At 46.7% G+C, this 14,544-nt stretch carries 14 protein-coding genes; all 14 read left to right on the top strand.

The window, feature by feature from the left end; translation table 11 throughout:
* The first annotated feature begins 43 nt into the window (after positions 1–43).
* The 14 genes from LOY55_RS22195 to LOY55_RS22130 all read left to right on the top strand — a co-directional run bounded on the left by LOY55_RS22195 (position 44) and on the right by LOY55_RS22130 (position 14,501).
* Positions 44–322 (top strand): hypothetical protein, encoded by a 279-nt coding sequence (locus LOY55_RS22195; RefSeq protein WP_109785243.1) that lies wholly within the window; start codon positions 44–46, stop codon positions 320–322.
* A gap of 142 nt (positions 323–464) precedes the next feature.
* Positions 465–761: an integration host factor subunit beta gene (gene ihfB, locus LOY55_RS22190; protein WP_003369729.1), complete on the top strand. Its 297-nt coding sequence runs from the start codon at positions 465–467 to the stop codon at positions 759–761.
* A gap of 27 nt (positions 762–788) precedes the next feature.
* Positions 789–1,028, top strand: a complete 240-nt coding sequence (locus LOY55_RS22185) for a lipopolysaccharide assembly protein LapA domain-containing protein (RefSeq protein ID WP_258666757.1) — start codon at positions 789–791, stop codon at positions 1,026–1,028.
* Between the two features lie 229 nt (positions 1,029–1,257).
* Positions 1,258–2,334: a dTDP-glucose 4,6-dehydratase gene (rfbB, locus tag LOY55_RS22180; protein WP_258666754.1), complete on the top strand. Its 1,077-nt coding sequence runs from the start codon at positions 1,258–1,260 to the stop codon at positions 2,332–2,334.
* On the top strand, positions 2,331–3,224 hold the full coding sequence (rfbD, locus tag LOY55_RS22175) for a dTDP-4-dehydrorhamnose reductase (protein WP_258666752.1): 894 nt from the start codon (positions 2,331–2,333) through the stop codon (positions 3,222–3,224). Before rfbB ends, rfbD begins: the two co-directional genes overlap by 4 nt.
* Positions 3,221–4,111: a glucose-1-phosphate thymidylyltransferase RfbA gene (gene rfbA / locus LOY55_RS22170; protein WP_258666750.1), complete on the top strand. Its 891-nt coding sequence runs from the start codon at positions 3,221–3,223 to the stop codon at positions 4,109–4,111. The genes rfbD and rfbA overlap by 4 nt, the downstream gene beginning before the upstream one ends.
* A 35-nt stretch (positions 4,112–4,146) precedes the next feature.
* Positions 4,147–5,079, top strand: coding sequence for a glycosyltransferase (locus tag LOY55_RS22165; RefSeq protein ID WP_258666748.1), 933 nt, complete (start codon positions 4,147–4,149; stop codon positions 5,077–5,079).
* 348 nt (positions 5,080–5,427) lie between these two features.
* Positions 5,428–6,387, top strand: coding sequence for a glycosyltransferase family 2 protein (locus LOY55_RS22160; RefSeq protein ID WP_258666746.1), 960 nt, complete (start codon positions 5,428–5,430; stop codon positions 6,385–6,387).
* A 69-nt stretch (positions 6,388–6,456) separates the two neighbouring features.
* Complete coding sequence (locus LOY55_RS22155) at positions 6,457–7,311, top strand: ABC transporter permease (RefSeq protein WP_258666744.1); 855 nt, start codon at positions 6,457–6,459, stop codon at positions 7,309–7,311.
* Entirely contained in the window at positions 7,301–8,671 is a 1,371-nt protein-coding gene (locus LOY55_RS22150; protein ID WP_258666741.1) for an ABC transporter ATP-binding protein, read from the top strand. Before LOY55_RS22155 ends, LOY55_RS22150 begins: the two co-directional genes overlap by 11 nt.
* A 6-nt stretch (positions 8,672–8,677) precedes the next feature.
* Positions 8,678–11,194: an FkbM family methyltransferase gene (locus LOY55_RS22145; RefSeq protein WP_258666739.1), complete on the top strand. Its 2,517-nt coding sequence runs from the start codon at positions 8,678–8,680 to the stop codon at positions 11,192–11,194.
* 3 nt (positions 11,195–11,197) lie between these two features.
* Entirely contained in the window at positions 11,198–12,385 is a 1,188-nt protein-coding gene (locus tag LOY55_RS22140; RefSeq protein ID WP_258666737.1) for a glycosyl transferase, read from the top strand.
* 125 nt (positions 12,386–12,510) lie between these two features.
* Entirely contained in the window at positions 12,511–13,476 is a 966-nt protein-coding gene (locus LOY55_RS22135; protein WP_258666734.1) for an SDR family oxidoreductase, read from the top strand.
* Entirely contained in the window at positions 13,476–14,501 is a 1,026-nt protein-coding gene (locus LOY55_RS22130; RefSeq protein WP_258668361.1) for a glycosyltransferase family 4 protein, read from the top strand. The genes LOY55_RS22135 and LOY55_RS22130 overlap by 1 nt, the downstream gene beginning before the upstream one ends.
* The last annotated feature ends 43 nt before the right edge of the window (positions 14,502–14,544 follow it).

The following is a 14,544-nucleotide window of genomic DNA, read 5'->3' as shown; positions in this document are numbered from 1 at the left end:
AAGTGAACGACAGCCGGGCAGAGCGTCCGGCATAAGGAAGTGAATGAACAAGCTCATTGTCGCAATAGCAGTACTGACATTGGCGGGTTGTACTACTAATGCCAAGACTCACGTCGTGCGCGGGGTTAGTGGTATCGAGATTGATTGTTCCGGGATGGGATCCGGATGGGAGAAGTGTCGCAAGCGAGCGGACAAGGAGTGCAAAAAGCAGGGGTACAAGGTCCTGGCTCGATCCGATGACGTCAAGGATGAAGATGAATTCCCCTTTGGTTTCAACCCGGCGGGATACTTCACGCGGACCATGCTGGTAATTTGCCGGTGAGGCTGTGTGTCTTGAGGTGACTTGAAATTGAACGGCTCAATTTTGATGGCGATATGTCAAGTCCTGGACTGTTCAAATTCCTCCGGGCATGCTAAAACCTCTGAAGCGATTTTCCTAGCTGCTTGAAAAAGAAGGGAAAAATATGACGAAGTCGGAGTTGATCGAACGAATTGTCACCCATCAAGGGCTGCTCTCATCCAAGGATGTGGAGTTGGCCATCAAGACCATGCTTGAGCAAATGTCCCAATGTCTGGCCACTGGAGATCGTATCGAGATCCGTGGTTTTGGCAGCTTCTCCCTGCACTACCGCGCACCGCGCGTAGGTCGCAATCCAAAAACCGGTCAGTCCGTCAGCCTCGACGGCAAGTTCGTTCCACATTTCAAACCAGGCAAAGAGCTGCGTGATCGTGTGAACGAGGATGAGGAGGAGGGGCTTTGACGGCTGCCGTAATCCAAGGAGCCACTTATGCGTAATCTCAAGCGTGTATTGCTCGCCTTGTTTGTGTTGTTGCTCGTATTGGTGATTCTGGCGTTTGTTTTAGAGAATCAACAATCGGTTTCCCTGCTATTTCTTGGCTGGGCAGGGCCGCAACTACCAGTGTCGCTGGTGGTGGTTCTTGCGTTGCTGGTCGGCATGGTCATCGGTCCGCTGCTTGGCTGGTTTCTGGGGCGCGCGGCCCGTGCTTTACGCAAGCGGCTGGTCTGATTTCGTCAGTCGCATGACGCACGTCGATTTTGCGCCACAGCTTGTCTATATCCATTAGTAAAACCTTCATTAAGCTGTAAAATGCTGCGCTTATCCGATAGTGGCATATTCCCATGTCGGTTCAGGTTGACTCTGTCAGAAGCCTCGGCGAACTTGATGGCTTTTGCATTTATGGATTAGACAGCGCTCGGTTGGCGGCCCTGTCAGCACCTCAAGGGTATGGTTTCGCGTGAAAATTCTAGTTACCGGCGGCGCCGGGTTTATCGGCTCGGCAGTCATCCGTCACATTATTTCCAACACTACCGACTCCGTTGTTAACGTCGATAAGTTGACTTATGCCGGCAATCTCGAGTCCTTGGCAGAAGTTAGCCAGAACTCGCGTTATGTGTTTGAGCGGGTCGACATCTGCGATCGTGACCAGATCGACCGCGTCCTGCGTGAGCACCAACCCGATGCGATTATGCATCTGGCCGCAGAGTCTCACGTTGATCGCTCTATCTCTGGTCCGTCTGAATTTATCCAGACCAACATCATTGGCACTTACACGCTGCTGGAAGCTGCACGCCAGTACTGGGCTGCTATGGATGATGAGCGCAAGGGCAAATTCCGCTTTCACCATATTTCGACTGACGAAGTCTATGGAGACCTGGAAGGTCCAGAAGACCTCTTCACCGAAACTACGCCGTATCAACCGAGCTCGCCCTATTCGGCAAGCAAGGCGAGTTCCGATCATCTGGTGCGCGCGTGGAGTCGTACTTACGGCTTGCCGACCCTGGTTACCAACTGCTCCAACAACTACGGACCATGCCATTTCCCTGAGAAATTGATCCCTCTGATCATTCTCAATGCACTGGAAGGCAAGCCGTTGCCGGTTTACGGCAAAGGCAACCAGGTTCGTGACTGGCTCTATGTAGAAGACCACGCCCGTGCACTGTACAAAGTCGTGACCGGAGGTGTCATCGGCGAGACGTACAACATCGGCGGCCATAACGAAAAGCAAAACATCGAAGTCGTGCATACCCTTTGCGCGTTGCTGGATGAATTGCGTCCAGACTCCGCCCATCGCCCGCACGCGAGCCTGATTACCTATGTCCAAGATCGCCCCGGCCATGATCAGCGTTACGCAATCGATGCCAGCAAAATCCAGCGTGAGTTGGGTTGGACGCCGGAAGAAACGTTCGAAACCGGCATTCGCAAAACTGTCGAGTGGTACCTCAGCAACACAGAGTGGGTAGCGCATGTGAAAAGCGGCAGCTATCAACAGTGGATCGACGAGAATTACGCGGATCGCTCGAGCAAGGCATGAAAATTCTTCTGTTTGGAAAAAACGGTCAGGTCGGATGGGAGTTGCAACGCTCTCTCGCGCCGTTAGGCGATTTGATCGCTCTCGATCGTCAAACCGTCGATGGCTTGAGCGGCGATCTGTTTAATCTCGACGCTTTGCGTGCGACGATTCGTCAGGTTAAACCTGACTTCATTGTCAACGCCGCGGCCTATACTGCCGTCGATAAGGCCGAGTCAGATACTGAGCTAGCCGATCGTGTGAACGGCCAGGCGAGTCAGGTCATGGCTGAAGAGGCCTTGTCCCTGGGGGCTTGGCTGATTCACTACTCGACTGACTACGTCTTCAGCGGGAAGGGTTCGACGCCATGGCAAGAGACTGACGCTGTTGCGCCGGTGAACCGCTATGGGGCCAGTAAACTGGCCGGTGAACAGGCAATTATTGAATCTGGCTGCAAATACCTAATTTTTCGTACCAGTTGGGTTTACGGTGCTCGTGGCAACAATTTTGCGAAGACTATGTTGCGTCTGGCCAAGGATCGAGAAACCTTGAGTGTCATCGCTGATCAGATCGGAGCTCCGACGGGTGCGGATCTGATTGCCGACATCACGGCTCTAGCCGTTCAGCAGGTACAACTGCGCCAAGAGCTAGCAGGGCTGTATCATCTGGCGGCCAGTGGTGAAGTTTCGTGGCACGGTTATGCCAGTCATGTGATCAGCTTTGCTCAGGCCAATGGTGAGCAACTCGCCGTAACATCGATCCATCCGATCGAAACGACCGCTTATCCGACACCGGCTCGTCGTCCTTTGAATTCGCGTTTGAATACTCAGAAACTGCGTGACAATTTTTCTCTACACTTGCCGGATTGGCAAAGTGGTGTAACCCGAATGCTTAGGGAAGTTCTGAACAAATGACCACGACAAATCGTAAAGGCATCATCCTCGCCGGCGGCTCGGGTACACGTTTGCACCCGTTGACACTCGGTGTGTCCAAGCAGATGTTGCCTATCTACGACAAACCGATGATCTTCTATCCGCTGTCGGTGCTGATGCTGGCAGGTATGCGCGAAATATTGATCATCTCCACTCCGGAAGATTTGCCGTGCTTCCGCAAGTTGCTTGGTGACGGTAGCCTGTATGGCATCAAGCTGACTTACGCCGAACAGCCTAGCCCGGACGGTTTGGCACAAGCGTTTATCATCGGCGAAGAGTTCATAGGCAAAGACCCGTGCTGCCTGATCCTGGGCGACAATATCTTTTACGGTCAGCACTTCTCGGATAACTTGCGCTCCGCCAGTTCTCAACAGCACGGTGCGACCGTATTCGGTTATCACGTCTCGGACCCGGAGCGCTTTGGTGTTGTCGAGTTTGATGTGAGCGGCCGGGCGCTAAGTATTGAAGAGAAACCGCTCAAGCCAAAGTCCAGTTACGCTGTGACGGGGCTGTACTTCTACGACAATAAGGTTGTCGAGATCGCCAAGAACATCAAGCCTTCCGAGCGAGGTGAGTTGGAAATTACCGACGTGAACCGCGCCTATCTTGAGCAGAAAACTCTTAATGTTGAAATGCTCGGCCGCGGTTTCGCCTGGCTGGACACTGGGACCCACGATTCGCTTCTGGAGGCGAGTCACTTTGTTCATACCATCGAGCAGCGCCAGGGTCTGAAAGTTGCTTGCCTGGAAGAAATTGCCTATCACAATGGCTGGATTACAGCCGAGCAGTTAGTCGCTCAAGCGGAAGCTTTGAAAAAGACTGGCTACGGTCAATATTTGGCGAAGCTTTTGATTTCCAGCGTGTATTGAGCACCTTTTTTTCGTTCTTACGTGAGAAGCAGTCAGTGGTTAAGCCAAAAATTGCAGTGCTACTGGCTGCCTATAACGGGATGTTATGGATTGAGGCCCAGATCAATTCAATTCAAGATCAGGTAGGCGTAGAAGTAACCATTTTTATAAGTGTGGATCCTTCTACGGACGGTACAGAAAAATGGTGCGCTTCCCTCTGTAAAAGAAACACGAATATCGTCTTGTTGCCTTTCGCCGGAAGCTATGGTGGCGCGGGAAAGAATTTTTACCGCCTGATTAGAGATGTGGAGTTTAGCGATTACGACTTTGTAGCATTCTCTGATCAAGATGATATTTGGTTATCTGACAAACTTAAGCGGGCTACTCACTTTCTGCAAAGCGGGGTGTGTGATGCTTACTCAAGTAGTGTTACCGCTTTTTGGCCAGATGGGCGAAGTTGCTTGCTGAATAAAGCCCAGCCGCAGGTTGCGTGGGACTATCTTTTCGAAGCTGCAGGACCTGGGTGTACGTATGTTTTCAATAAGCGCCTGGCAGCGGGTATAAAAAGTACGTTATGCGATAGCTGGGAAATCATCCAGTCAATAACTCTACATGATTGGTTTTGTTATGGTTACGCGCGCGCTAATAATTACAAATGGTTTATCGATTCTCAGTCGGGTGTGCTTTATCGTCAGCATTCGAATAATCAGGTTGGTGCCAACGTCGGGTTGAAATCCCTTGCCTCTCGTTATAAATCAATCAGAAGTGGTTGGTGGTTCTCTCAAGTATTATTGATGGTACAAGTTTTCAATAAAACGAATCATGCTTTTGTAAAACGGTGGATAACGCTAGGCGCGCCCCAACTACTCTACTTGGCAGCACAGGCTCACAAGTGCCGACGTCGTTATCGAGATAGAGTGCTATTTATCCTCATTTGTTTTGTGAGTATTTCCGCTCGATTTGGAACATCAGATAATCCAGTGAAATAACCCCCCAGCCTGCCCTCCGTTTTCGCCGGGGACGGTGGGCAGAGTGCCATCCTTTTGTTCTTCTACCAACAACTTGGTATCCTTAGCAAGCTGCTGGGGTGCTGCTTGGTTTTTTGATTTGCGCATCCAGTTTTTACCTCCGCATCACGCGGCTGCGGGCTTTGATTGATGGCAAGTGGCTATTAATTAGGGAGGGGAGTGGCTATAATTGTACATTTATACCTGTCTCACCGTGCGTGCGAACGGGAGAAATTCAGAATCAAGCTCTAGCTCGGTGAGCAAGAGAATTGTAGGGAGCTGTGTCGAGTGACAAGCCGTTTTACGTCTGGCTCTCAAAAGAGTTCGGTTATGCCCCAGGAAGGGAAAGATAGCCCGTCGTCCGCTGGATTAGATCACGTTACAGTTATGCTCTGTACCTTCAACGGTGAGCGTTTTTTGGCGCAACAGCTTGATTCAATCGCGGATCAAACACATTCAAGATGGTCGGTCGTGGTATCAGATGATGGATCCTCGGATGCAACACTTGATATTCTACGAAGTTACCAGGCCCGCTGGGGCGTCGAAAAACTTAAAATTCTTGATGGGCCTCGTAATGGCTTCGCACAAAACTTCATGTCTATTGTGTGCGATCTTGCGGACACGTCAGATTATTACTCTTGGGCGGACCAAGATGATATCTGGCATGAAGAAAAAATAGCAAAAGCCCTAGAATGGATCAAAACTGTACCTGATCACGTACCTGCGCTTTATTGCGGGCGTACCGAAACTATTACAGCAAGTGGCGAATCGGTTGGTAAATCGCCGTTATTCAAACGTCCGCCATCATTTAACAATTCGTTGGTACAGAGTTTGGCAGGGGGGAATACGATGGTATTCAATCGTGCCGCTCAGCAGGTACTAAAAAATATTGGAAGGAGTTTTCCGATAGTCTCCCACGATTGGTGGGCATATTTAGTAATTTGTGGGGTTGGCGGCATCGTTCATTATGATGAGCGTCCATTTGTGTGCTACCGGCAACATGGCAGTAATCTTGTCGGTTCCAACTCTGATTTATATTCTCGTCTAAAACGTCTAGGTATGATGTTTAGCGGCCGTTTTCAGGAGTGGAATCAGAATAATATTACTGCTTTGGAGTCGATGCAGTCGCTGCTCACTACTAGTAATAGGTCGATACTTAATGACTTCAAGCGCGCTCGAAACGGTAGTATTGCCAAGCGGTTTTTGAATTTGAAACGATCTGGTGTGTATCGGCAAACAAAGTTAGGAGGCTGCGCGCTCATGTTAGCGGTATTATGCAATGCAATCTGACCAGATATTACTTGCGGTTATGTGCGACGTTAACTCATGCGTAAAATATCCAGATAGGAAGGGTCGGTTATGACTCAAGTACACATAAGCACGAACCCTCATTCCGCTCATTCGATTTCGCCAGTAGCACTTATTAAAAATATGTGGCGAAATAAGCAAATTATTTCTCAAATGACAAGGCGTGAAGTCGCTGGTCGGTATAAAGGCTCTGCGCTAGGCTTGCTGTGGTCACTTTTTAATCCGATTCTAATGCTTGTTGTCTATACATTTGTATTTTCTGAAATTTTCAAAGCTCGATGGGGAGGGGCGGGAGGCGACGATAGTAAGACTCAGTTTGCGGTAGTGTTGTTCGTCGGTATTATAGTGCTGAATTTGTTTTGCGATGTGATCAACAGAGCTCCCTCTTTAATAGTTGCCAATGCCAACTTTGTAAAGAAGGTTATTTTTCCTGTAGAAATACTTTCTCTCGTCACAGTATTTGCAGCGTTGTTTAACAGTTTGATAAACGTAGGTGTCCTGCTTGTGGCGCTTCTTGCGTTCAATGGTCATATTCCGTGGACTGCTGCTTTCATTCCTTTCGTTATGCTTCCTTTGGTAATCTTGATTTTGGGATTGTCATGGTTTCTTGCTGCTCTGGGTGTCTTCATTCGAGATGTTGGGCAGACTGTAACGATTGTTACAACAGTGCTGATGTTTTTGTCTCCTGTTTTCTATCCCCTTGATGCTGTTCCAGAACGCTTTCGTTCCTATATTCTATTAAATCCATTAACGTTTATTATAGAGCAGTGCCGAACTGTGCTTATATGGGGGGCTCTCCCCGATTGGAAAGGTCTGCTGTTGTATTTTCTGGCGTCGGCGGTTGTTGCGTATATTGGGTACGTCTGGTTCCAAAAAACTAGGAAGGGGTTTGCGGATGTCCTTTAATGATTATGCCATTCGTGTAACTGATATCAGTAAGTTCTACGAAGTTTACGCCAGTCCAAGGGATCGATTGAAACAGTTTTTTCTGCCGGTTCTTCGGAAAATTTTTGGTCAATCTGGTAGGCAGTACTACAAAGAGTTTTGGGCTCTTAAAGATGTATCGTTTGAAATAAAAAGAGGCGAAACGGTAGGCATTATTGGTCGAAATGGAGCCGGAAAATCAACATTGCTTCAAATTATTTGTGGCACGCTTCATCCTTCACAAGGAAGTATAGAAACCAACGGGCGAATTGCAGCCTTGCTTGAGTTGGGCTCGGGGTTCAATCCAGAGTTTTCGGGAAGAGAAAACGTTTTTCTAAATGCTGCCGTTTTGGGGTTGAGTCGAAAGGAAGCCGAGTCCCGATTCGACGACATAGTAGCGTTCTCCGAAATCGCTGATTTTATAGATCAACCGGTAAAAACGTATTCCAGTGGAATGTATGTTCGTCTTGCCTTTTCGGTTATTGCTCATGTAGACGCTGATATCTTGATTGTTGACGAAGCATTGGCGGTTGGTGATGTTTTCTTTCAGCAGAAGTGTATGCGCTTCTTGCGTGCTCACCAGGAAAAAGGCGGTACAGTAGTATTTGTAAGCCATGACACCAGCGCCGTTGTCAATTTGTGTGAGCGGGGCGTGCTTCTAACCAAAAATGGCCCGCCGATCGTGGATACAACAGATGTTATATGTAGGACATATATAAAAGACCTTTATGCTGAAAAAGACATACAAAATATTGTAAATGAAGAAGATACCGAACATCTGATCTTACATTCCACTGACGGCAGAGCCGAGCACTATAATGCAAGCGAATTGCCTGAAAACGTAATCAAAGCTTCTCCTTTCAGAGATCAAGCTGAGTGTTTCGGAAGCGAAGGCATAACCATTGTTAATGCTTGGTTTGAAAATGAAATGGGCGACCGAGTCAGCACCTTGGCGGGGGGAGAGTCCGTCAGATTCACGATACTTGCGAAAGCCGCCAAACATATTAAAAATCCTGCCTTCGGCATCATGCTAAAAGATCGATTGGGTCAGTATGTGTTTGCAGAGGGGACGGACCTCGCGTTCCGTAACTCGGGATTGAGTGTGCGACCAACGGAAGAGGTAAGGGTGAGCTTCTCATTCAGAATGCCTATTCTGATTCAGGGCGATTACTCTATCAATATTGCCGTTGCCGATGGTGTGGGCGATGAACATATACAGCATCATTGGTTGAACGATGCTATGGCTTTGCATAGCTTGAACAGTCGACTGGTGCATGGAATTTGCGGGTTGCAGGACCTAAATATGAATATAGTTATAAGTTCTGTCGCCGGTTCGGAGTGAATTGAAGTGATTTCCACTAAATACGGCAAAATGAACGTAATAGCCGCAGACCAAATTGTTTCTCACTCGTTATCACTTTATGGAGAGTGGGCGGGCGACGAACTTGATTTTTTGAGTAAACTTATCAAACCCGGAATGAATGTGCTTGATGTGGGTGCATTTATCGGTACCCACACGCTGGCGTTTGCTCAGTTTGTGGGCGAAAGCGGGCGAGTGTACTCATTTGAACCGCGCAAGGAAATTTATCAGGTACTTTGCTCTAATATTCTTGCCAATCACTTAAAGCATGTCACTGCATTCAATAAAGGGCTCGCGGAAACTACTGGCTACATTGCCCTTGAAGCAATTGATATTACCGAGTCAGTTAATTTTGGCGGTCTATCAATAGACAACCTGATTCCTGAAAAAATTAACAACGTATATCAGGTCGAAATTTCTACAGTTGATTCATTGGGTGTGTCTACCGTTGACTTTATAAAGTTAGACGTCGAGGGAATGGAGCGGCGTGTCTTGGAGGGCGCGATTAAAGTGATTGAAAAAGATCAACCCTTGATCTTTTGTGAATGTAATTCGTTATTCTCTGGTTATGAAATTTTTGAATTCTGTCAGTCGCTAAATTATCGTGTGTTCGGTATGTTGTCGGCAGCCTATAATCCAAATAATTTCAATGGCGTATCTAATAATATTTTTGGTAGTGGCAAAGAGGTTTCGCTGCTGCTGGCCTCCACTTCAAGCGTACAAACGCTTGAGTTGGAAGGTTTCGAAGATCTAATTGAACTGAGGAGTCTAGAGGACTTCGTTTTGCCTTTGCTGCATAAACCACAATATGCTCATGAAGTGCTGGCTCATACGAACCCTGCTGAAAAACTTGGTATTTATTACCCATCCCCTTTGGCGGTTCAACAAAATTCGGATAATGAAAAAGCTCTAGAGGAAGCGGAGAAGAGTAATGCCGCGATAGTCAAGATTCTGTGGCAGCGTGATGCTGAGTTAGTTGAAAAGGAGGATGAGTTAAAAACGTTAGAGTCCCAGATATATGAACTAAGTCAAAGGATCGACTTGCTGTCTGTCGATGTTGAGTCGCGACAACAAGAGATTTATTCGCTTCATTCAGATATACAACGACTGGTTACATCGACGTCTTGGCGCATGACGAAGCCTTTGCGGCGTATCGGTCGAGCTCTTTATAAAGTCAGGACGCTATTCAGTACTTTATTGAGTTACGGGGAAAAAAACCCAGGCCTGAATGGCCAGATTAAACTTCTAAAAACCATCTGGAACGAGCTTCGTAGTGGCGGTTTGCCGTCGTTGAAAAATAAATTTCAGATGTTTCGCCAGGCAGAAAACTCGCCAGTTGAAATTGCTAACGTGGTAGCTAAACAGCAAGCAGGCGAGTTGGAGCAGCTTAAGAGCATGCTGGAGCATTCGGAACTTTGTATTGATACAATCATTTTTGATCATAATGGAGGCGGTGGGTCAAATACATACACTGCCGAATTGATTTCCGCTACTATAGTTGCGGATATTTCTATTTTAAGGGTTTATTGCTGGGACGGAGACTGGTACGTTCAGCTTCGGAATAGTTTGTCGTCTGATAACAGCATCTATATATCGTCCGGCCTTGATGAGCTGTTCGGATGTCTCCGTCATTCTAATGCCAAAAATATAATTATTAATTCTCTGTACGGCTATAAGCATATTGAGGAAGCAATCGATCTGATTATAGGGCTTCAACGTAAGTTGGAAAGTTCTTTGGATTTTAAAGTTCATGACTTTCATTCTCTTTGCCCGTCTCCGCATTTGTCGGACTACGAGCAGAAATACTGCGCTGTTCCCGTTGATCATAATGTTTGTAAGCAATGCCTGCCTAGAAATTTGAGCTGGTACCACACTTGGTTTGATAAAAGCGATTTGGCTGTAGATATTGATGTGTGGCGCAGTCCCTTTCAGCGCCTATTTGATGCATGTAGTGTGATTACCTGCTTTGATAGTTCTTCCATTGATATTTTGCGAACAGATTTTTCTATTGATCAAGAAAAAATTAAGGTGGTACCTCATGCGTCGCAGTACTTTCGCTGTGCAGAGAAGACTCATATTACGAGCGCAGTGAGTATCGGTGTCATCGGCACTCTTTCCCATATCAAGGGTGGGAATGTTATAAGTGAATTGTGCTCCTACATTGATCAACAAAAACTGCACGTCCCTGTAAATATCATTGGTGAAAGCTATACTCAGTTACCCCCTAGCGCGATAATTCATGGGCGCTATTCTCCGAGTGAGTTACCATCGCTCATAGATTCTCTGGGCGTTAGCGTCGTATTTATGGCGTCCATCGTTCCTGAAACATTCAGCTATACGATTTCAGAAGCAATAGAGATGGGAATGCCGATTGTAGCGTTTGATATAGGCGCTCAAGGAAGGCGGGTTCGAGAATATCGCCTGGGCAAGGTAGTGCCCGTCGGTGCGTCGCCTGCAGAGATACTGGCCGCCGTTAACTCTATTCATCAAGCTGCGAAGGAGTAAATCATGCTTGTCTATACTTCCATTACTAAAAGTTATCTGCCCAAAGCTCGAGTACTCGCAAAGTCGGTCAAGAAGTTCCATCCTGACTGGACGTTTGTTTTGCTTTACTCCGATGATCTTCCAGTAGGATTTGACTTGGCTGCAGAGCCATTCGATGAAGTGTTGACTATCGAAAATCTTGGAATTCCCGATTGGAAACGTTGGGCATTCGGCCATACGGTTGTTGAACTATGCACTGCAGTCAAAGGCACTGCGGCAGAAGTTATGGCGCAGCGCCCCGGCGTAGATAAGATTATGTACCTTGATCCAGATATCAAAGTATTCAACTCACTAACTGTTCTTGACGAACTTCTAGATAAGCATGAAATATTACTTACACCTCATTTGTTAGATATGGAGTCTGACGTAGCTTCGATTTGTGATAATGAACTGTCTGCATTGAAACACGGTGTTTATAACCTGGGTTTCTTTGCCGCGCGCACAAATGGTCAGGGTTTAGGTTTTATTCAATGGTGGGCTAATCGACTTCGCCTGTTCTGCCGTGATGATATTCCAGCAGGGATCTTTACAGATCAACGCTGGTGTGACTTGGCCCCGGCATTTTTCAGCAGTTTGCATATAGTAAGAGATCGTGGCTGCAACGTGGCTACTTGGAACATTGCGCATCGCCCTTTGAGCAAAGATGATAATGGTACCTTTCTGGTTGCCGGTGTCCCACTTCGCTTCTACCACTTCACTGGTTATGACAGCGGTGCAGGATTTGGCATGCTAGCGCGTTATGCATCAAGCCAGGCTGTGGCTCAAGAGTTGTGGGATATATATGCGAAGGATATAAAAGCAGAAGGTCAGGGGGATATCGCCCTCAAAGGTTGGTATTTTGGCCAGTTTGATAATGGCGAATCTATCCCGGCGAAAGCTCGTCGCCTTTATCAGCAAAGAGTTGATGTACAAAAAGTCTTTCCTTTTCCTTATAGCTCAGAAGAGCCTAGCTATTTTAGTTGGTGGAAGGCGGAAACGAATAGTGGTATGAATCAACCTGTAGATAGTGGTGTAGGTTCTCCAAGTGTCGGTAGCTTGGTTAAGCAGAGTTTGATGTCGCGGAAAGTTGCGACCCAAAACGTTAAGGCGGTGATTCGGGTACTCAAGCGAGATGGTGTACTTGGTTTGATAAAGAAAATAATCGCTCGATAGTTTTATGCTTTATTGGGGCGCTGTAATAGATCATGATTGAATGATGCTGTTACGGCGTTCTATAGACTTATGGGATCTACCCAACGCGAACATATTTAAGTATTCTAACGTGGATCTAAAGTACGATGAAACGAACCAAAATTCTAGTGACCGGTGCGTCGGGACTTGTTGGTTCAGCACTCGTTACGAGCTTGGCAAAGTTTTCTGGATATGATGTGTTTGCGGCTGTTAGATCTAATGGTGTAACGTTCCCGCCTAATATTACAACGCGTACAGTAGGAGATTTGCGTTCTGGTACTTCATATCGTGGAGCGTTGGCTGATGTCGATGTGATAGTGCACGCGGCCGCTCGCGTGCATGTAATGAGTGATCAGGAATCCGATCCTCTCGCAATGTTTAGGTTAGTAAATGTCGCGGGTACAGTTAACTTAGCTCTTCAGGCTGCAGATTGTGGCGTTAAACGATTTATTTTTCTAAGTTCTATAAAGGTTAACGGTGAGAGTGGAGGAAGTACTCCCTTTACGCCGGAAGACCCTCCTGCACCTTCTGATCCTTACGGTATTTCCAAGTTTGAAGCCGAGTCTGCATTGCTAAAAATTTCTGAAGAAACCGGAATGGAAGTAGTAATTATTAGACCTCCATTGGTATATGGTCCTGGAGTAAAGGCAAACTTTCTCTCGATGATGAACTGGTTAAACCGAGGTTATCCTCTACCTTTCGGAGCGATATTCAATCAGCGTAGTTTTGTTGCAATATATAATCTTGTTGATTTGATTCAGGTTTGTCTTGAACATTCAAACGCTGCGAACGAGATTTTTTTGGTTAGTGACGGAAAAGATTTGTCTACTACCGAACTACTCCGTCATTTAGGACGCTCCTTGGGAAAGCCAGCAAGACTTGTCCCTGTTCCAGTTTGGTTGATGAAACCAGTTTTAGTTTTACTGAGAAAACGCTCTCTTTCTGTTCGGTTGTTTGATTCGTTACAGGTCGATATTAGTAAAACACAAAAATTACTCCGTTGGTCTCCGCCCGTTGATGTGGATAAGGCTTTGGAATTGACAGCTGAGCATTTTCTTAGGGGGAATAAATGATGAATGTTGGATGGTCAGTACTATTTGTTTTTTTGATATCTTTTTTTCTGACTATGCTATTACGGAAATATGCGCTTTCAAAAAGTCTTATGGATATACCTAACGAGCGTAGTTCACATGCAATCCCAACACCGCGCGGGGGAGGTCTGTCTATAGTTATAGCGTTTATACTGTCTTTATTTTTTATGCAGTGGTGCCAATTTATATCATATGAAACGATGTTGGCCGGAGTCATAGGTGGGTCAGTTGTTTCGGTAATCGGCTTCATGGATGATCATGGTCACATTGCTGCTCGTTGGCGTCTATTGGCACATGCCATTGCCTCCATCTGGATATTGTTTTGGGTGGGCGGTTTTCCATCAATAACACTAGGTGGAGTAGTATTTGATTTTAGTTGGTTGGGACAGATTCTAGGCGTTCTTTATTTAATATGGATGTTGAATCTATATAATTTTATGGATGGCATTGATGGAATTGCAGGTGTTGAGGCCGTTAGCGTATGTTTGAGCACATGTGCACTGTATTGGATCGCCGGAGCTGAAAATCTGATTTGGGGACCGCTCCTCCTTTCCGCTGGTGTGGCTGGATTTCTGTTCTGGAATTTCCCTCCGGCTCGTATTTTTATGGGAGATGCCGGAAGTGGATTTCTTGGGCTTATGCTTGGTTTGCTTTCTCTTCAAGCCGCTCGAGTTGCGCCTGATTTTTTTTGGGCATGGCTTATCCTGTTGGGGGTATTCATTGTCGATGCGACGGTCACTTTGCTACGTCGCTTGATCCGTGGAGAAAAAGTTTACGAAGCCCACAGGAGTCATGCTTACCAATTTGCGTCACGTAAATCAGGTGGCCATATGCCCGTAACTATCGGCGTAGGGCTTATCAACATTTTTTGGTTATTACCCTTAGCACTTTTTGTTACGTGTTATGGGCTCGATGGTTCTGTTGGATTGCTCATCGCCTATGCGCCATTAAGTGTGCTTGCATGGAGGCTCAACGCCGGTGGGACAGAGCTGAAGGGTGACGCTTGATGATTTTTCATTCGAATGATTCACCAAGTGATGGAGCCAAACG

Origin of the sequence: Pseudomonas sp. B21-040, from assembly GCF_024748695.1 — a bacterium.
Taxonomy (GTDB): Bacteria; Pseudomonadota; Gammaproteobacteria; order Pseudomonadales; family Pseudomonadaceae; genus Aquipseudomonas.
This window is presented reverse-complemented; position numbering and strand designations above follow the sequence as displayed.

Excerpts from the sequence above, each read along its gene's own strand:
- rfbD (WP_258666752.1), top strand. The coding sequence starts at position 2,331 with ATGAAAATTCTTCTGTTTGGAAAAAACGGTCAGGTCGGATGGGAGTTG.
- LOY55_RS22150 (WP_258666741.1), top strand. The coding sequence starts at position 7,301 with ATGTCCTTTAATGATTATGCCATTCGTGTAACTGATATCAGTAAGTTC.
- LOY55_RS22195 (WP_109785243.1), top strand. The coding sequence starts at position 44 with ATGAACAAGCTCATTGTCGCAATAGCAGTACTGACATTGGCGGGTTGT.
- LOY55_RS22140 (WP_258666737.1), top strand. The coding sequence starts at position 11,198 with ATGCTTGTCTATACTTCCATTACTAAAAGTTATCTGCCCAAAGCTCGA.
- ihfB (WP_003369729.1), top strand. The coding sequence starts at position 465 with ATGACGAAGTCGGAGTTGATCGAACGAATTGTCACCCATCAAGGGCTG.
- LOY55_RS22155 (WP_258666744.1), top strand. The coding sequence starts at position 6,457 with ATGACTCAAGTACACATAAGCACGAACCCTCATTCCGCTCATTCGATT.
- LOY55_RS22135 (WP_258666734.1), top strand. The coding sequence starts at position 12,511 with ATGAAACGAACCAAAATTCTAGTGACCGGTGCGTCGGGACTTGTTGGT.
- LOY55_RS22185 (WP_258666757.1), top strand. The coding sequence starts at position 789 with ATGCGTAATCTCAAGCGTGTATTGCTCGCCTTGTTTGTGTTGTTGCTC.
- LOY55_RS22130 (WP_258668361.1), top strand. The coding sequence starts at position 13,476 with ATGAATGTTGGATGGTCAGTACTATTTGTTTTTTTGATATCTTTTTTT.
- LOY55_RS22160 (WP_258666746.1), top strand. The coding sequence starts at position 5,428 with ATGCCCCAGGAAGGGAAAGATAGCCCGTCGTCCGCTGGATTAGATCAC.
- rfbA (WP_258666750.1), top strand. The coding sequence starts at position 3,221 with ATGACCACGACAAATCGTAAAGGCATCATCCTCGCCGGCGGCTCGGGT.